Origin of the sequence: Prochlorococcus sp. MIT 1201 (assembly GCF_047303415.1) — a bacterium.
Taxonomy (GTDB): Bacteria; Cyanobacteriota; Cyanobacteriia; order PCC-6307; family Cyanobiaceae; genus Prochlorococcus; species Prochlorococcus marinus_D.
On record NZ_CP138947.1, the window covers coordinates 281934 to 298914 of the forward strand.

Sequence of the window (16981 nt, forward strand, 5' to 3'; positions counted from 1 at the left end):
GCAGTCTGCAAATCTTACCGATGGATTTTTCTGGTCCGGGTGCAATTGATCAAGCGATTGAGGCAGGGATAGATCTTGATGGCAGCCCAATTCCTGTGGAGATGCTCAAACTCTACAAGGAAGTCATGGATCAAGAAGGTGCTAGAAAGAGGAGTGGAGTCAAGAAGTCTATGCGTAATCGAATCGTCCGTTCAGGAGTCAAGCATTTCGATCAAGAGACCCTCAATCAACGTCTTATCGCTGCTGGATGGGAAGGATTGAAGTCAAAGGAGATTGCATTTTTCTTTGGCTGATTGAGACTGCATAAGTGCGATATATTTGATAAACGATTTGTCGGTCGTTAACCTTTTGATGGCTACCTCTATGCCGAGAGTTGTTGTCAAATAGATACTTATATTCGTCAATAGATTTTGATTTGACTATTCCTCTATGCCTTGGTGTGATTAAATTGATTAGCATGAGGGTGATTGTTCTTTGTCTAGCCGCGAAGTCAAGCATGAAAGCAGATTGACAAGTCTTCCTGCTTCACAGGAGCTTTTAAAGCTTGAAGCCTCGGCGAGAAAGAAAGGCAGCGGGATTGAGATTAATTCACTCAATGGACTTTGGAAGTTTGTATCTGTTTGGAAGCAAGGTAAAGAGAAAAAAGACTTCTTCTCTTCTTTGATGCTTCGATTTTTTTCTGCGAGCCTAGATCTCAGGCAAGAGAATGGGAGTCATGAATGCATGCCTTTGGTGATTGCTAACTCTGTTGGCATTGGCTTGCTCAAGCTTGAATTCACAGGTCGAGGAGAACTCAAGGGATCGCAGCCTCTACTACCTTTCTTTTTTGATCGAATCACAGTTAGTTTTGCTTCAAGGGTTTTATGGAGCCGCTCGCTTGATGTGCCAGAAGAGAAAGAAAGGCCTTTCTTTGCTCTGATCTCAATGGCCTCGAACGGAGAGTGGTTGGCGGCTAGAGGCCGTGGGGGCGGCCTTGCTCTTTGGCTCAAGGGCTAAATCAATCAAGCAGCCCATTAAGGTTTAATATTGCACTGGCTATTAGTAATCGATAAACCAGTAGGATTGTCCTTGCAAGTAGAGCACCAGTCGCATCATTATCGAACAAAGGAATGAGTATGAAGTTGAGGCTAGTGATCAGTTGGCCGTAGATTAGGCCGTTAAATGTGGTGCAATTAGGTTGCGGAAATGTTCGCCGCGGGCTTCGAAATCTTGGTATTGATCAAAACTTGCGCAGGCAGGTGAAAGCAACAGGCAAGCGGCTTGTCGCTCTAGGCCCAGTGGAATGGCCAAAGTCACAGCAGCGTTGAGGTCGCTGCAGCAATGCAACTCACCACTGAAGCCAGACGTTTTGATCAGCTCTTGCAGTTCTGAAGCGCCTGCACCAAACAGGATTACAGCGCAGGCGTTCTGATCCAATTGCTTGAGCCATCCAGAAGCATCGCCCTGTTTGGTTTGCCCACCTGCCAGCACAACGGCAGGAGCAGGGACGGCCTTGAGGCCCACACAGGCGGCGTCATAGTTCGTGGCCTTGCTGTCGTTGTAGACGCTCATTTGCTGGATATGCCCAAGCTGTTCGAGTCTGTGAGGCACGCCTGGGAACGAGCGCAGGCTGGCTTCGATGGCCTTTGCTGGCAAACCCGTTTGCCGGGCTGCGGCTGTCACCAGCAGCAGGTTTTGAAGATTGTGTTGTCCAGGCATGGCCAAAGCCGAAGCGGCAAAAAGCGTTCCTTGCGGTTCCCTAACCAGCCCGTCCGCATCAATCCACAAGTCGGCGCGATGATTTGCAGTACCAGGCCCTTCGCTGCTCACCCACAGCCCCTTGTCCCAGCTGGATCTTTGGCTGCGCAGATCTGGATCATCGCCATTGAAGATGCGGATCTCTGAGCGCTCCAGTAGGCCACGTTTGATCGTTCGGTAAGCATCAAGGGTGCCGTGGCGTTCGAGGTGGTCGGGGGTGAGGTTGGTCCAAATGCCAATGTGTGGGGCAATATCAGGGGCGGCTTCGATCTGGTAACTGCTGAGCTCCATGACCAGCCAGTCGGGGCGCTGTGCGTTTGGTTGCCGCCATTTGAGTGCGATTTCAGCCGCGGCATGGCCAACATTGCCGCCCATTGGTGCTCTGAGGCCATTGCTTTCAAGCACATGATTGAGCAGGTGGGTCACTGTTGTTTTGCCATTCGTGCCGGTAATGGCGATCCATGGCAGATGGCTCAGGCTTCGCCAGGCCACTGCCATCTCTCCATCGATGTCGATGCCGCGTTGACGCAGTGCAATCAGTGTTGGGTGGTCCCAGGCGATGCCAGGGCTGATGACCACGGCATCAAGTTGATCCAGCCAAGGGATGAAGCTGGTCAGCTCTAGAGGTTTGCCTAGCTCGACAGCAATTCCCTGCAGACGTAGATCAGTTGCCAAGCTTTGGAGATGGGGCTCGATGCTGCGCTCAAGCACTGTGACTTGATGTCCCTCTGCTTGCAGAAGTCGTGCCGCACCTATGCCGGAGCGTCCAAGCCCCACGACCACAGTGCGTGCCATCGATGAGTCCTGTGCTTGTAAGGGGAGTGGGCGATACTGGAATCGAACCAGTGACTCCTACCGTGTCAAGGTAGTGCTCTACCTCTGAGCTAATCGCCCGCGGGGCCCTTCGATAAGAGTGAGTGGTGACCGGTGGCTTTTCAAGAAGCGAAGCTAGCAGCCTGGCGATACGAATCTTCAGTGCCGCAGCATTTCCACCCGCCAGCGCTGACGCTTGGTCATTTCCAGCGCCAGCACCTTGAGCGTGCCTCGACCCTGAAGTTGCAGGCGATCGCCCACTACAAGTTCTCGACTTGTTTGTCGGACTGGTTCCCAGTTCAAACGCAGGTGACCTTGCTTGATTTGATTGACCACCTTGGCCCGCGACAGACCAAAGCCGGCCGAGGCGATTGCATCGATCCTGCAAGAGGCCTCAACACTGTTCAATCGGCGGGTCAGGCGGTGAGCTGGTGGCTGCAGTTGAGCCAATGCCACGGCTTCACAGGTGATCTCTACCTCTCGCACCTTGCTGCTGCGGCCGTCGAGATTGACGGCTAACTCAGGAGTGCAAAGTGCTTGTGCACCGCGATCACCGCGAATCCACAGATCTCCAAGTTGTTCTGGTTGAGCGTCGATCGCCTCTAGGGCTTGGCGGAGATCTGTGGGGCTGGGGGAATCAAATAAAAAGTTGCCATGCAGCAGCAGACCTTGAATCGGGGCTGCTTGTGAGGGAGTGGGGTGATGGTGATCCTCGCTGCGCCAGCAAAACAGCCGCTGGCGTTCAGCACCAGGGTGACCACCGTCAGCGTGCCAGTGCAGATCAGTGAGGGTGGAAAACCGATGCAGGGCTTGCTCCCGCAAGGGAGCAGAAACAAACGCACTCCAGCTGGGCTGCCAGGTCCGTAACACAGTTTCTGCCTGGACCAGCAGGGCTTCCATGCCTTGTGGATCCAGGCAACCTTTGAGCAGCTCTTGCCGCGGCAAGATCACAGTTCGCTGAGGCTCGTTAATGCGAGGGGATTTGCGTCTCGTAGCACTTTCCAGGGCAAATCGATGCCCATTGGGGTCTCTAGCAGCAGCAGCCACTGGCCTTGGTCATGGCGATTGCGCAGGATGCGAACGTCTTCAGCGTTTGGAATTTTGACGCTGATTGCGGCTGCATAACTACCCATCCAACCTGAGACGAGGCCCAGCAGTCCTCCGATGATTGATGCACCCAGGTTGCCGTAACTGGCAAAGGTATCCATGTCTGTACTGAGCGTGATGAAGATGCCGAAGATGAAGCCAAACGGCAGCAACCAGACGGCCATCAGTTTTTGACGACGGCTACGGGTCAGCTTGGGGCTCAGCCTCTCGATTGAATCAATGTCCATCGATTGGAGTGGGTTGCCATTTCCCTTGGGCTCTGAGGCCGTTCTCTCAGGTTGTGTTTCTGAGTTGGTTGCCGGCTGAATCAGCTCACAACGGGTTAGCGGGGTCTCTGCTGCCTTGAGTTGTTCATTCAATTGATCTGCGTGGTCTCTTTCGGCGAGAACAAGAACGCAAATAGCCATACAACACACCTCAATCGTTTGAATTCTGAACCCTGTTTTGTGATCTGCAGGGCTTGGAGCATGTAGATCTCTACAGTGCCCTGCTGCAGTCTTGCGACGGTTGATGACGAAAGTTCTGGTTTCAGACCCTATCGACCAAGCGGGAATTGACATCCTCGCTCAGGTTGCACAGGTGGATCAGCGTGTGGGCCTGTCAGAGGATGACCTCAAGGCGATGATCGGCGACTACGACGCTCTGATGATTCGTTCTGGCACGCAGGTCACGGCGGATGTGATCAAAGCCGGCGCACGTTTGCGCATCATTGGTCGGGCGGGTGTTGGCGTCGATAATGTTGATGTGCCGACGGCCACCCAACAGGGTGTTCTGGTGGTGAATTCGCCGGAAGGCAACACTATTGCTGCTGCCGAACAAGCGTTGGCTTTAATGCTTTCGCTCTCTCGGCATGTGCCTCAGGCTCACGCCAGCACGATGGCTGGGGGTTGGGATCGCAAGAAATATGTAGGGAACGAGCTCTATAAGAAAGTTCTTGGCGTGGTTGGGCTCGGCAAGATCGGCTCCCATGTGGCCCGGGTCTGCAATGCCATGGGTATGGAGGTCATCGCTTACGACCCCTTCATCTCTGCGGACCGTGCTCAACAGATGCAGGTGCGACTCTCAAGCTTGGAGAATCTTTTTGAGCAGGCCGACTACATCACCTTGCATCTCCCTCGTACTCCCGATACCGAGAATTTGGTCAATGCGGAATTGCTGGGCAAGATGAAGTCCACAGCAAGGCTCGTGAACTGTGCTCGCGGTGGCATCATCGATGAGTCGGCTCTGGCTGATGCCTTGACGGCTGGAGTGATTGGCGGGGCTGCCTTGGATGTTTATGCCCAGGAGCCATTGGCTACCGATTCGCCGCTGCGCTCTGTGCAGGATCGCTTGATCCTTACGCCCCACCTTGGAGCTTCGACGACGGAGGCGCAGGAGAACGTGGCTGTGGATGTGGCGGAACAGATCCGAGACGTCCTGCTTGGCCTTCCTGCCCGTAGTGCCGTGAACATCCCTGGCCTCAGTGCAGAGATCATGGAGCGGCTCAAGCCTCATTTGCAATTAGCCGAGACCCTGGGGCTGTTGGTGAGCCAGCTCTCCGGAGGACAGTTGCAGGAGCTTGAAGTTCGTCTTCAGGGGGAGTTCGCTCAGCATCCCTCTCAGCCTCTGGTGATTGCTGCTCTCAAGGGCGTGCTGACCAGTGCCCTTGGCGATCGGATCAATTACGTGAATGCGTCCTTAGAAGCCAAGGGCCGTGGCATTCGTGTCTTGGAGGTCAAGGACGAGACAAGTAAGGATTTTGCCGGGGGGTCCTTGCAACTGACGACTCGTGGTGACCAGGGCGGTCACAGCGTGACGGGTGCGGTGTTTGCCAATGGCGATCTGCGCATCACCACCATTGATGAATTCCCGGTCAATGTGTCGCCTAGTCGACACATGCTGTTGACCAGGCACCGCGATATGCCTGGGATCATCGGTCAGTTGGGCTCCGTGCTTGGTGAACACAACGTCAACATTGCATCGATGCAGGTGGGGCGTCGCATTGTGCGCGGTGATGCGGTGATGGTGCTGAGCATTGATGATCCAATTCCGCCCAGCTTGCTGGTCACCATCCATGCGATCAATGGCATTAAGGAAGCCCATCCGGTCACCCTCTGATCAGGGCTGATGAGATGAATTCTGCTTCTGCTCTTCGCTGGTGGCGTCTTTCTCTGCCCATTGCAGTTGAGCTGGAAGAGTCGCTCATCTGGAAGCTGACAGATCTGGGTCTCTGCCGACTTGCTGTTCAACATGCGCCTGAGAACTCTGAGCGCACTCTTTTGGCATGGTTGCCATCGTCTGAGTGGTCCGAGTCGGACAGAGATCAGCTGATGGACAACCTGCGTCCTCTGGCAGAACCGTTTGGCCTGAAATTAGCCAACCCCACTTGGTGCGAGGTGGCCGATGAAGACTGGAGTTTGAACTGGAAGCAAGATTGGCAACCCGATCCGGTGGGGCAGCGTTTGTTGATCTTGCCGGCTTGGTTGGATCTGCCGCGGGAGTATGCCGATCGGTTTGTTGTGCGACTAGACCCTGGCAGTGCTTTTGGCACTGGCAGCCACCCAAGCACTCGCCTTTGCCTGGAGGCGCTGGAAAGGAACCCACCGCTGGGCTTGAGGGTTGCAGATCTCGGCTGTGGCAGTGGGGTGTTGGGTTTCGCCGCACTTGCGTTTGGAGCTAGACAGGTGCTGGCCGCTGATACGGATTGCCAGGCTGTCTGCGCCTCTAGAGCTAATACAGAGTTCAATCAGCTCGATTTAGATCGTTTAAGGGTTGTGCATGGTTCTGTGGAGGCTTTGTCAGCGCAGCTAGAGGGACAGACCGTCGACCTGCTGCTCTGCAACATCCTGGCGCCTGTGATTGAGGTTTTGGCTCCAAGCTTTGATCAGTTGTTGAGTGCTAATGGTCGAGGTTTGCTCAGTGGTTTGTTGGTGAAGCAAGCGCCAAGGCTTCAGATGGTTTTGGAGGCGCTGGGATGGCGGGTGAATTGCCTGACTGAGCAGGGCTGCTGGGGGCTTTTAGATGTGTCTAAGCGGTAATTCAGCGCAAATTTTTATATAAGCCAGAGTTATCGGTACTCGTTTTTTGATTGGCCTTAGCCGGGCAGATTGCACGATCAGACTGAATTTTTGCCGGGAGGGTGTTAGAAGGAGCGGTCCAGGGGCGTTTTACTTCTGGATTTCTATGCGTTTCCATCCATTCCATGGCTTCCTACAAAGTCACCTTGATCAGCGAGAGCGAGGGCCTGAACAAGACCATTGAGGTTCCCGATGATCAGTACATCCTTGATGCTGCTGAAGAGCAGGGCATCGACCTGCCCTATTCCTGTCGTGCTGGGGCCTGCTCCACATGTGCAGGCAAGCTCACAGGTGGTTCTGTGGACCAGTCTGATCAGAGCTTCCTCGATGACGATCAGCTTGAAGCTGGTTTCGTGTTGACCTGCGTTGCTTATCCAACCTCTGATTGCACCATCAAGACCCATGCTGAGGAAGAGCTCTATTGAGCTCAGGGCAGTTGTTTCTGTTCCCGATCAGTGCTTGCGAATCTGGATCCCATCAGCCACCCTCAGCGGGTGGCTTTTTGCTTCAAGGTGGTGCTGATGACTCTGTTTTAGATGTGACGTCTGTTGCCCCTGCCAGAGCGGATGTCGATGTTGTGTTGGCGCACGGCAGTATTCACACCAGTCCTGGTGGGCAATACAGTTTTCGTGTGATCGGTTCTTGTTGCCGGCTGTTTGATCGCGAGGAACTGCCGTGGCCTTGCTGTCGCCTTGCCTGGCGGAGCAAGGAGCCCAGTTGGCGACGTGTGGGCCGGCGCTTTGTTGCTGATGTAGCGGCTCGTCGTTGTCCGTCTTATGTCGTCGAGCTATTGCAGCCTGGTTCAAAGCCCACAGTCACAGTGCTGACGTTGTTTTCTCAGCGTTTGACGCCGGGTTTGCAGGAGTGGTGGTATAGCCGTGGGCAGCTCTCCAAGGACCCAGCAAATCTGCTGCCAGCTTCGATGCTGCTTGCAAGCGAAGAGGCCCCATAGTGTTGCTCGGCTCAGGGGTGATTGGCTACTTGCTTGGCATTTTGATCAACGGCCAACTTGTTATGAGTGCGATTCACTTGGACAGCTGATCGAAGTTATTGATAGAGCATTTGCCAGCTTTGGATTGCATCAAACAGAAGCCAAAGCAGCTTTTTTTGAACGAGGCTTTGCGTATAGAAGCAGCAAATGATTTGCTGAGAAGGAGCGTATTGATAAAATTATCAACCTGGAAATTGCTATTGATTGTGCTGAGCAGGCTATGTAAAAGCCTTGTTGAGGCATGATTGGGTCATCAGTGAAAACAGGCTTCGATTCTCACCTCAAAGTTACAGCTTGGGTCTTGAGAAGCTTGTCTGATCGCCACAAGAAGAAATGAGATCACTGTCCTCATGATTTGGTTTGGCTGGGAATGGGATGACATTTGTTTGTCTCCATCTCTCAGCTCAAGCGGTTGTAAGTAAAGTCAGAAATGCGGAAGTTCGTTCATCCATTCATGCCAAATCAGTTGGCGGCTGGAGGCATTGCTGCGCCATGCTTTGCCTTGCGATTGATGATTCATTTTTGTTTTGCCTGGCCATAGATGCCAAAGACTTTTGTTGATAACTGCAGGCCATGCTTCTGCTAGAAGTGATGCTGGCCAGCTGATTAGTAGCTTCAATGAGAGGTTAAAGAGAGCCCTTTTTGAATGGCTCATCTTTACTTTCAGTTTTGCAATCCAAATGCTTAAGCAAGGTGTTCTTGAGCAAGCTTTTGAGAAGGCTTGATCGCTGTAAGGCTTGTCTTTTGCGGCAATCCTTGAGCTATGAGCAGCAGATCTTTGTGTAGAGCGCAGGCGAAGCCTCTCAGAGGAGATTGTTCTGAAGATCGGCGCCTTATTCAGGCCAAGCCTTCAAGCCAATCATTCCTCCCAGCGCGCGAGCGACAGGGCAGGCGGAATCAGTCTTGAGGCAGACCCTCGCCTGCAACCTGCTCATTTGATCTAGGGCGATTTGCTAGTTCCCCTGGGAGGTTGAGAGTGTGTAGCTGACAAGCCTTGTCTCGCAGAAGAGATGTCTCTCAATCAGCTTGTTCAATCAGTGATTAAGACAGGAACAAACACTGAAGTTTTAGATCGCTATTGCAGACAACACTCTTTCAAACGAGATGATGGCCAGATTTGTCAGGCAAAAAAAAGGACCTCAGCTTTCGCTGAGATCCACTGATTGTTTTTTGCTTCTTGAGTGATCAGAAGTAGATCTTGCCACCACCCCATTGGTCGCCCTGTACTTTCTCAGCCGTGAGGATGTAACCGGCGATTAGGCGCAGGTCTTCATCGTTGAGCGTACGCATCTGAACGTAGACATCGCTGCTGCTGATGCCTGGGTGGGTGTCGGCAATGCTGTATTCCCCGTCATATGACATGGGATTTTTCAGGAATTCGACCAGGCCGTCCACGTTGTCACGAGGAGGTGATGCCAGTGAGAGAGCCTCAAGGTCCAGACCAACGTTTTGATTGGTCTTGGTGACGCCTTGGTTATGGCAGGTGGCGCAGTTGCTTTTGAAGAGCTTGCTAGCGCTCTTGATTTCTGACTCGCTGAAGGTCACCTGCTGTCCGCCTGAGCCTGCGGGAACGGTGAGGGTCTCGGCATCCCATTGGGCAGCCATGGCCGGAGAGCTAATGCTCAAGCCAATTATTACGGGCAAAACGATCAATAGTTTGATCAGGGACCGTCCCAGGGATGCAAAGAGAGAGGCCATGGAATACGCCAGTTACTGACAGAAGCGACAACACCTTGTATCACGGGGCGGGAGCTCTAAGGGCCGTAATCAAGAACTGTTGCAGCTCGGAGCGACTTCAAAACTGAGGAAATCCTTGGCGAGGATGGTGTTCGAAAAGATCGCTTGAGCTTCTCGTAGCAGGTCATTTGGGGTAACCGGATTGCCTGGCGCATAGCGGGGACTGAGGTGGGTCAATACGAGTTTCCCGACGCCGGCTTCGGCAGCTGTTTGGGCCGCCATGGTGCTGGTGGAGTGCTGCTTCTGATAAGCCATTTCTGCTTCGCTATGGGCGAAGGTTGCTTCGTGGATCAGCAGGTCCGCGCCTGCGGCTAGCGAGACAGCAGCTTCTGAAAACACCGTATCGGTGCAGAACACGATGCTGGCGCCTGGGCGTTCTGGTCCACAGAAGTCCCGGCCATCCACCACGCGGCCATCATCGAGGCTGACCTGTTCACCACGCTTTAAGGCGGCATAGACGGGGCCTGGCGGGATGCCGAGGCTTTGGGCTCGTTCAAGGTTGAAATGGCCTGGCTTGGGTTTTTGTTCCACGCGATAGGCGTAGGCCGGCACTCGATGGGTGAGCGGGGTGCAGCGCACCAGGATGTCTTTGTCTTCAAACACAATCAGGTTCTGCTCTGCTGCGTCTCGCACGCGATGAACCTTGAGGGGGTATCCGATCCTGGTGGAGCTATTGCGCAGCACGCCTTGCAGATAGCTTTCCAGTGGATCGGGGCCGTAGAGATCCACTCCGTTGCTGTTGCCGGATAGGCCGAGGCTGGCCAACAGACCCGGCAGGCCAAACACATGGTCGCCATGCATGTGGCTAACGAACACTCGTCTGAGTTGAGACAGACGCAGATCGCTGCGCAGGAACTGATGCTGAGTGCCTTCTCCGCAATCAAACAGCCACAACTCAGCACGTTGGGGCAGCCGCAGAGCCACGGCAGAAACATTGCGGGCTCGTGTCGGTACGCCCGAGCTGGTGCCGAGAAAGGTGACCTGCAAGGCCTTGCACACCCCAAAGACCATGCTGCCATGGCTTGGGGCCTGGCCTGGTTGTTGTGATCGGGGCACACTGAATGTCCTTGTTGAACATGTTGATTGGCTTTGCCAGCGCCGCTATGGGCTATGGGATTGGTCGGCGGGGTCACACTCACGGCCGTAAGCCCTGCTGCCGAGGTGATTGCTGTGCAGGAGCCAGTGATGCGGGTGCTGGTGCTGGAAGCATCAGCTCTGCGTCTGCGGGCTGATGCTGAGCAGCCTTTGCTTGTGGCAGGCCTGGGTTCGAGGGAGCAGAGGCTGAGGGCGCTTTCTGTTCGCAAGCAGCGCGGTCAGCTGCGGCTGACCCTTGAGGGGCGGTCGCGGCGATCGCTATCGCTTGCTTTGCAGCGTGAGCTCAGGGTTCGCAGTGCAGACCCACGCGGGATATGGCTGGGCAAGCGTCGCTATCGCGGTGAGTTGAGGGTTCGATCAGTTGGTGCAGGCTTGCAGGTGGTGAACCACCTGCGCGTTGAGGACTATCTGGCCAGTGTGGTGGGCAGTGAGATGCCGGAATCCTGGCCTCTGGCTGCACTGCAGGCCCAGGCGGTGGCCGCTCGCACCTATGCCCTCGCTCAACACGGCAAAGCAGGTGGTTTTGATCTCAAGGCCACCGTTGCCAGTCAGGTGTATCGCGGTGTGGAATCTGAAACCGCCAACACTCTGAAGGCGGTGGAAAGCACCCATTCGCTGGTTTTAGTGCATGGCGGCAAGTTGATCGATGCTGTTTTCCACAGCAGCTCTGGAGGGGCAACAGAAGCCAGCGGGGCGGTATGGAGCAAGCAGCTGCCTTATCTGGTCAGCGTGCCGGACCACGATCAACACAGCCCTGTGCATCAGTGGGACGTGTGGTTTGAGCCGCATCAGTTGCGAAGAGCGTTCCGCGAAACCGGTGGTGTGAGCAGCATTGCTGTGTTGGGCACCACGGGCACGGGCAGAATTCGCCAGGCTCGTGTGCAGGGTCCTCGTGGTGATTTGCTGCTGAGCGGCAAGCAGCTGCGCCAGCGTTTGGGTTTGAAGAGCACCTTGGTGCGCTTTGAAATGCTTGCTTCGAAGTCTGCAAAGCCTGGCGCAGGCGTTGGCCTTAAGCGCTTTGAGCACAGCTTTGGAGATAGAAAATCTTCTGGCGCTGGAACGGTTTTGATGGGGTCTTGGCGTGATCGAACAACAGCCAGCGTTGATGCCAATGCCAGTTTCATGGGCCTGACCCCGCCGCCGCCTGTGCCGCCTCTGCCGCTTCACTCAACACGCCGTTCGCGCCATCAGCCGCTGATGTTGCTGGCTATGGGGCAAGGTTTTGGCCATGGCGTCGGCATGAGTCAGTGGGGTGCCCATGGCCTGGCGCAACGGGGTGCAGATTTCCGCCAAATCCTCAATCACTACTACCGAGGCGCAAAGATTGTTCCCTATCGGCAGCTACAGAATTCCTCTTTGGCCTTCCTGTGGCGCTCTCCCCAGCCTGGAAGAGTTGAGAGCATGGGAGACGCCTAATTGAACCTCTTGCGGTCTTCTGTCGCCTCTGAGCAAGGGTTCGCGAGCACGATCACGCTGCGAGAGAACCTGCCAAGCCTTGTGGAAGCGGTTGTTGATGCCCTAGAGGGGCATCTAAGGCAGCGGCTGGGGGAGCAGAGGCCGAAACCGCTTGGCTTGGCCACTGGCCGCACGATGGTGCCGATCTATGCCGCACTGGTGGCCCGTGTGCAGCGTTGGCCCGCTGATGAGCTGGAGCATCTGCGGCGCAGTTGGTGCAGCTTCAATCTCGATGAGTATGTGGGCTTGGGGTTAGCTGATAGGCGCAGCTTTGCGGCCTATATGACGCGTCATTTAGGCAAGCCGTTGCAATTGAGCCCGCAGCAGTTGCATCTTCCCGATGGCGAGGCGATCAATCCAGAGCAGCAGGCTGGCAGTTATGCCGCTCAGTTGCAGAGTTTTGGTGGTGTTGGGTTGCAGTTGTTGGGCTTAGGCAGCAATGGCCATGTGGGCTTCAATGAGCCGCCTTGTGGCCCAGAGGCGTCTTGCCGGGTGGTGTCGTTATCGCAGTCCACCCGGAAACAGAATGTTGCTGCTTTTGGTGGTAATCCCAGTCAGGTGCCATCTCAAGCACTCACGCTTGGATTAAAAGAAATTCTCGCGGCAGATGAAATTCATTTGATCGTGACGGGTTCAGCCAAAGCAGAAATTCTCAAGGCCTTGCTTAATTCGCCATGCACGGATCAGTTGCCGGCCAGTTGGTTGCGCAATCATGCTCGGGTTGCACTTTGGGCAGATCAAGCAGCTCTTAATCGAGAGAAAGTCCCTGAAGCGAATTTCAGTTAAAAGTTGATTTGAGTTGTTCGTCTTTCTTGCTTGCAAGCAAGAAAATCACTAGTGAAAATAGACAATTAAGAGTATCATGGTAAGGCGCTATTTGACATAGTATTTACCTTGTTGAAGACGTTTGCTTAGGAGAAGAGACGTTAGATCTTAAATGTCTACATTGGCGTTGTACATGGCCAATGAACTATTGCGATAATATTGTCAGATTAAGATCGGCTACACCTTCACTGATAAAACGGTGTCAGTTGAATCGAATCAAGAAAGCCAGAACGGCTTGCTTGTCGAAGCTGGAGTTGATTACACGGTCAACAATTTCGGAACCACTTCATTCAAGTTGTATGGGCGTGGAGTCCTTGAGTTCTGGGATGCAATCGCGGCACCGATTGGCGTACCTCCGGTGGTGTCACCTTCCAGTTCTAAGCATCACGCTTAAGCGTTCAACTGAAACCACTGGGGTCGTGATCACGGCCTCAGCGGTTTTTTAGTCGTCCTATCCCTTGGCTTTCTTTTACAGACTTCGTGGCGTTGCTGATGCCTCAGTCATCTCGCCATTCTGCCTTGCTAGCTCTCCAGGTTTGAGCTGATGTGATGCACATCGTCGAGTTCATCTAGTGCATCCAGTAATTGCAGGCATTGGTCTTCGCTTTTTTGATCTGCTTGGCTGATCGTGGTGAGTGGTCTCCAGCAGTGTTGCCATCCCTCAACAATCCAGCCTTGATCTTTGAGCCCAGCCTGCAGGCCTTCTAGAGCTTGAAACGGGCCATACACCACAGCGCCATCGTCGATCAATTGATAGCCATCAGCTTCAAGCTCTAAAAGGTTTTCCAGCAGTGCATCTTCTGAAACTTTGCCCCCGCCTTGCGCAGACTGCGCACTCAAATACACTTCGCTGCGTTGCTCAAACAAGTAGGCCACGCAGCCGCTTTCGCCGAGCTTGCCGCCGTGTTTATTGAAGGTTAGGCGTAGGTCTGCGGCCGTGCGATTGCGGTTGTCGGTTAATGCTTCGATCAGAACCGCGACGCCACCAGGGCCATAGCCTTCATAGCGGATGGCTTCCAATTGGCATGCGCCGTTTTGGTCGTGGCCTGAACCTTTTGCAATCGCGCGCTCAATATTGGCCGCAGGCATTCTTGCGGCTTTGGCTTTGTTGATTGCGGTACGCAGTTGAAAATTACCGTTTGGGTCTCCGCCGGATCTCGCTGCCAAAGTGATCTCGCGTGCTAGGCGGGTGAACACAGCACCTCGCTTGGCATCCACCACCGCTTTGCTGCGTTTGATTTGAGACCATTTGCTATGGCCGGCCATGGCGGAGGCTGATGAGGTCGTTGCTTGACCATCAACGCTAGGGGCGTTCGCGTTGAACGACAGTGTTGCGATCATCCCCGTGCGTTGAACACAACTTTGGGCTTAAGTGTTGTGTTGTCTTCCCAGTAGGCCATGCCGGAAACTTCGCCTCTGCAGTCGAGTACCACGAGCATGGGCTTGTTTGCGCTTGGCTCAGTTTGGTTTGGATCAGATTCTTGCTGATCAGAGGCCAGAGGTTTGGGTGCTGGTTGGCATTGATCTGGATGGGCGGTAATGCGTCGCCCGCAGCTCCAGCTCTCCTGTTCTTCTTCGTTGAGTTGTAGTCTTGGCAGGTGTGCAAGGGCCGTGAGTGGCGGTAACACAGCAGGCGGAGTCGTTAGGGCTGGATTGTCTCGATCGGGTAGTGGTACGGCTTGTTGCTCGTGAAACCCCAGTGCCTGGGTTCGCTTTAACCACCCCAGACAAGCGCCGCAGCCAATTAATTCGCCTAGATCTCGTGCGAGAGAGCGAATGTATGTGCCTGATGAGCAATGCACGTTGAAGTCGATTTGGCCCAGTTGTTGGTTCCAGCTGAGTAGCTGCAAGCGATCAATCGTGATCGTTCGCGCTGGAATTTCCATCGTTTCTCCCCTGCGGGCACGTGCATGGGCGCGTTCCCCTTGCACATGCACGGCTGAAACTTGCGGTGGCCGTTGCTGAATCCTGCCGCGAAACGGCTCGAGATAGGTCTCGATCTCTGCTGTGTTCAATTCAGGCCAGGCTTGCTTGGAGATCAGATCCCCTTGTTGATCGTCGCTACTGGTGCGTTGGCCCAGTTGGATGCTGCCGCGATAGCTCTTGGCGCCGGGTAGATAGGGCAGCAGCCTGGTGGCATGCCCTAGGGCGATGGGCAAAACTCCTGTTACGCCAGGATCAAGCGTGCCGCCGTGGCCCACGCGCTTGATGCCAAACACGCGCCGCATTCGGCTCACACAGTCGTGGGAGGTGAGGCCAGCAGGCTTGTCGATCACCACAAAGCCGAAGGGCACCGTCACCTGATAAGCAGCGTTCAGTTTGTGACTGCTGCTGCCCGCATTGTCTGGAAAGGCTGAGATTGTTCAGCTGGAGGCAACCACACTGATGCGCTTGCGGTTGCGCAGGCTGCGGCGAATGCTTTCGAAGATCACCACACCATCGGTTAGAGCGAAGAGGGTGTCATCTTTGCCCTGGCCAACGTTGACCCCTGGCAACACTGAGGTGCCGCGTTGGCGAATCAGGATCGACCCTGCTGTAACGGTTTCGCCGCCATAGGCCTTCACGCCAAGACGCTTGGAATTTGAATCGCGGCCGTTGCGTGTGGAGCCTGTGCCTTTCTTATGAGCCATGGTGATTTAAGCGGTATTGAGAGCAGTGTATGGAGGGGGTGGTTAGCTGAGTGCTTTGCCGTCTATTGAAATGGATTGAACCATCACTCGCGTGAGTTCTTGGCGGTGTCCATTTTTGCGTCTTGTCTTCTTCTTGGGGCGCATTTTGTAGACGATGATCTTGGGGCCACGGCGGTGGTCCATCACCTTCAGTTCCACGCTGGCGCCCTTCACGTAAGGCTGGCCAACTGTGGCGTCATTCTTGCCATCCTTGATCAGCAGTACCTTCTCAAGCGTGACGGTGTCATCAACAGCCGCTTGCAGACGGTCTAGGTCGTAGTAACGGTTGGGTTGTAACCAAAACTGCTGGCCAGAGGCCTCAACGATGGCGTATGAATCACTTTGGTCTTTAGCTTCAGCTTTGGCTGCAGTGGCTTTTGGCTTTGCAGCGGGTTTCTCGGCCATGGGTGCTTTAAGACGCGTTCAGGCTCGGAATCTGCAGAGCTGGGCTGATAAGCGCCGCACCACTTTGACCGATTTGGCCTGACTCGCAATCGAGAGTCAAACAAAGATCTTCCCGCGTTTAGGCGCCTTTAGTCAAGATTGAACGCTGATCCCTGAGCGTCAAAACCTCGGAGCGAAGTCGACTTTGATCATTGCTTCTCTTGCGGCGCAACACACCAGCATTCTTTGATGTTTGCTGTGATTGGTGTTTTGCCAGCCCTGCTCTGCCTGAGGATGTTGTGCTCGCAGGCCTAGAGAGTCTCTGATCAGCTTGTTGCAGCCTCAGTTGTCTTGAGGAGAGGTTTTCGTTGATGCAGAGATCGATGCATGAGTGATTTTCGAGATTCTTGCGCTGTTCCCCTGGCCCTAGATCGCGAGTTGATCGGCATTGTTTGCTGCTTGATCGATCACCTAGGTTGTGGAGATCCATATGGATCTCATTGACGCTTTCTGGCAACAGTTCAGACTTGAGTTGCATGAGAGAGAGTCATCGCCGGGCGTTCTGTTCGCATTGCTCGATCTGTCAAAACACCTTTGGGTGATGCTTCAACACTCGCTTTCCGCAGAAGTACCCCTTTCGTTGATATCAATCAGTTCCGATTTAGAAGATGCTTCTGAGATGCAATTATGAGCCCAAGAAAAACCTACATCCTCAAGTTGTACGTAGCAGGGAATACCCCTAATTCGATGCGGGCGCTTAAAACTCTGCGCGACATTCTCGAGAACGAGTTCCGTGGCGTGTATGCGCTCAAGGTGATCGATGTGCTCAAGAATCCTCAGCTTGCAGAGGAAGACAAAATTCTGGCGACACCAACCTTGGCCAAGATCCTGCCGCCACCGGTGCGCAGGATCATTGGTGACCTCTCAGATCGCGAACGGGTTTTGATTGGTCTTGACCTCCTCTATGACGAGATCTATGACGAGATTCCTGAGGAGATGCTCGGCTCAGCGGAGTTCGATACGTTGGCAGACGATGACATTGCGTCGCCAGATTCTTAAGGCTCGCGGTGCAGCGCTTTGTTCTAGGGCTGATTCTCTCTAGCGTTTGAGTA

At 54.2% G+C, this 16981-nt stretch carries 21 protein-coding genes and 1 tRNA gene; 11 read left to right on the forward strand and 11 right to left on the reverse strand.

Going from position 1 to position 16981, the window contains the following annotated elements; all coding sequences use genetic code 11:
* Positions 1–20: 20 nt before the first annotated feature.
* Together SIB41_RS01205 and SIB41_RS01210 are read left to right on the forward strand one after the other, a co-directional pair.
* Positions 21–293 (forward strand): DUF4090 family protein, encoded by a 273-nt coding sequence (locus SIB41_RS01205; RefSeq protein ID WP_413359813.1) that lies wholly within the window; start codon positions 21–23, stop codon positions 291–293.
* 430 nt (positions 294–723) lie between these two features.
* On the forward strand, positions 724–996 hold the full coding sequence (locus SIB41_RS01210; protein ID WP_413359815.1) for a hypothetical protein: 273 nt from the start codon (positions 724–726) through the stop codon (positions 994–996).
* Positions 997–1149: 153 nt separating this feature from the next.
* On the opposite strand, the gene murD is transcribed toward SIB41_RS01210, so the two are convergent.
* The 4 genes from murD to SIB41_RS01230 form a co-directional block, all read right to left on the reverse strand.
* On the reverse strand, positions 1150–2532 hold the full coding sequence (gene murD / locus SIB41_RS01215) for a UDP-N-acetylmuramoyl-L-alanine--D-glutamate ligase (protein ID WP_413359817.1): 1383 nt from the start codon (positions 2530–2532) through the stop codon (positions 1150–1152).
* A gap of 27 nt (positions 2533–2559) precedes the next feature.
* Positions 2560–2631 (reverse strand) — tRNA-Val (locus SIB41_RS01220).
* A 78-nt stretch (positions 2632–2709) separates the two neighbouring features.
* Positions 2710–3501 (reverse strand): photosystem II S4 domain protein, encoded by a 792-nt coding sequence (locus SIB41_RS01225; protein ID WP_413361296.1) that lies wholly within the window; start codon positions 3499–3501, stop codon positions 2710–2712.
* A complete protein-coding gene (locus SIB41_RS01230; protein WP_063403597.1) occupies positions 3498–4064 on the reverse strand; it encodes a hypothetical protein in 567 nt (188 codons plus the stop codon). Before SIB41_RS01230 ends, SIB41_RS01225 begins: the two co-directional genes overlap by 4 nt.
* Before the next feature lie 103 nt (positions 4065–4167).
* Between SIB41_RS01230 and serA the strand changes: the two genes are divergently transcribed.
* From serA to SIB41_RS01250, 4 genes are all read left to right on the forward strand, one after another.
* Positions 4168–5754, forward strand: a complete 1587-nt coding sequence (serA, locus tag SIB41_RS01235) for a phosphoglycerate dehydrogenase (protein WP_413359820.1) — start codon at positions 4168–4170, stop codon at positions 5752–5754.
* Positions 5755–5768: 14 nt separating this feature from the next.
* Positions 5769–6674 carry a 50S ribosomal protein L11 methyltransferase gene (gene prmA / locus SIB41_RS01240; protein ID WP_413359822.1) on the forward strand — a complete coding sequence of 302 codons (906 nt, stop codon included), beginning with the start codon at positions 5769–5771 and terminating at the stop codon, positions 6672–6674.
* 164 nt (positions 6675–6838) lie between these two features.
* Complete coding sequence (locus SIB41_RS01245) at positions 6839–7138, forward strand: ferredoxin (RefSeq protein WP_011130797.1); 300 nt, start codon at positions 6839–6841, stop codon at positions 7136–7138.
* A 113-nt stretch (positions 7139–7251) separates the two neighbouring features.
* Positions 7252–7665 carry a hypothetical protein gene (locus SIB41_RS01250; RefSeq protein ID WP_413361298.1) on the forward strand — a complete coding sequence of 138 codons (414 nt, stop codon included), beginning with the start codon at positions 7252–7254 and terminating at the stop codon, positions 7663–7665.
* 1224 nt (positions 7666–8889) lie between these two features.
* Here the strand turns inward: SIB41_RS01250 and psbV are convergent.
* Together psbV and rnz are read right to left on the reverse strand one after the other, a co-directional pair.
* Positions 8890–9402 carry a photosystem II cytochrome c-550 gene (psbV, locus tag SIB41_RS01255; protein ID WP_063419525.1) on the reverse strand — a complete coding sequence of 171 codons (513 nt, stop codon included), beginning with the start codon at positions 9400–9402 and terminating at the stop codon, positions 8890–8892.
* Between the two features lie 69 nt (positions 9403–9471).
* Positions 9472–10428, reverse strand: a complete 957-nt coding sequence (gene rnz, locus SIB41_RS01260; protein ID WP_413361300.1) for a ribonuclease Z — start codon at positions 10426–10428, stop codon at positions 9472–9474.
* A 123-nt stretch (positions 10429–10551) separates the two neighbouring features.
* Here rnz and SIB41_RS01265 point away from each other — a divergent pair, with 123 nt between their 5' ends.
* From SIB41_RS01265 to SIB41_RS01275, 3 genes are all read left to right on the forward strand, one after another.
* Positions 10552–11952, forward strand: a complete 1401-nt coding sequence (locus tag SIB41_RS01265; protein WP_413361302.1) for a SpoIID/LytB domain-containing protein — start codon at positions 10552–10554, stop codon at positions 11950–11952.
* Positions 11953–12777 carry a glucosamine-6-phosphate deaminase gene (locus SIB41_RS01270; protein ID WP_063419523.1) on the forward strand — a complete coding sequence of 275 codons (825 nt, stop codon included), beginning with the start codon at positions 11953–11955 and terminating at the stop codon, positions 12775–12777.
* Between the two features lie 238 nt (positions 12778–13015).
* Positions 13016–13210 carry a hypothetical protein gene (locus SIB41_RS01275; protein WP_413359825.1) on the forward strand — a complete coding sequence of 65 codons (195 nt, stop codon included), beginning with the start codon at positions 13016–13018 and terminating at the stop codon, positions 13208–13210.
* 128 nt (positions 13211–13338) lie between these two features.
* Here SIB41_RS01275 and SIB41_RS01280 read toward each other — a convergent pair whose 3' ends face one another.
* The 5 genes from SIB41_RS01280 to SIB41_RS01300 form a co-directional block, all read right to left on the reverse strand.
* Positions 13339–14082 (reverse strand): YebC/PmpR family DNA-binding transcriptional regulator, encoded by a 744-nt coding sequence (locus SIB41_RS01280; RefSeq protein ID WP_413361303.1) that lies wholly within the window; start codon positions 14080–14082, stop codon positions 13339–13341.
* A 71-nt stretch (positions 14083–14153) separates the two neighbouring features.
* Positions 14154–15116: a tRNA pseudouridine(55) synthase TruB gene (gene truB, locus SIB41_RS01285; RefSeq protein WP_413359827.1), complete on the reverse strand. Its 963-nt coding sequence runs from the start codon at positions 15114–15116 to the stop codon at positions 14154–14156.
* 63 nt (positions 15117–15179) lie between these two features.
* Positions 15180–15446 (reverse strand): 50S ribosomal protein L27, encoded by a 267-nt coding sequence (gene rpmA, locus SIB41_RS01290; protein WP_413359830.1) that lies wholly within the window; start codon positions 15444–15446, stop codon positions 15180–15182.
* 42 nt (positions 15447–15488) lie between these two features.
* A complete protein-coding gene (gene rplU, locus SIB41_RS01295; protein WP_413359833.1) occupies positions 15489–15890 on the reverse strand; it encodes a 50S ribosomal protein L21 in 402 nt (133 codons plus the stop codon).
* Positions 15891–16008: 118 nt separating this feature from the next.
* The gene (locus tag SIB41_RS01300) at positions 16009–16407 is read right to left on the reverse strand and encodes a hypothetical protein (protein WP_413361564.1); all 399 of its coding nucleotides are present in this window, start codon (positions 16405–16407) and stop codon (positions 16009–16011) included.
* Between SIB41_RS01300 and SIB41_RS01305 the strand changes: the two genes are divergently transcribed.
* Together SIB41_RS01305 and kaiB are read left to right on the forward strand one after the other, a co-directional pair.
* Complete coding sequence (locus SIB41_RS01305; RefSeq protein ID WP_413359835.1) at positions 16360–16560, forward strand: hypothetical protein; 201 nt, start codon at positions 16360–16362, stop codon at positions 16558–16560. The genes SIB41_RS01300 and SIB41_RS01305 overlap by 48 nt on opposite strands.
* The gene (gene kaiB, locus SIB41_RS01310; protein WP_413359837.1) at positions 16557–16928 is read left to right on the forward strand and encodes a circadian clock protein KaiB; all 372 of its coding nucleotides are present in this window, start codon (positions 16557–16559) and stop codon (positions 16926–16928) included. Before SIB41_RS01305 ends, kaiB begins: the two co-directional genes overlap by 4 nt.
* Positions 16929–16981: the final 53 nt, after the last annotated feature.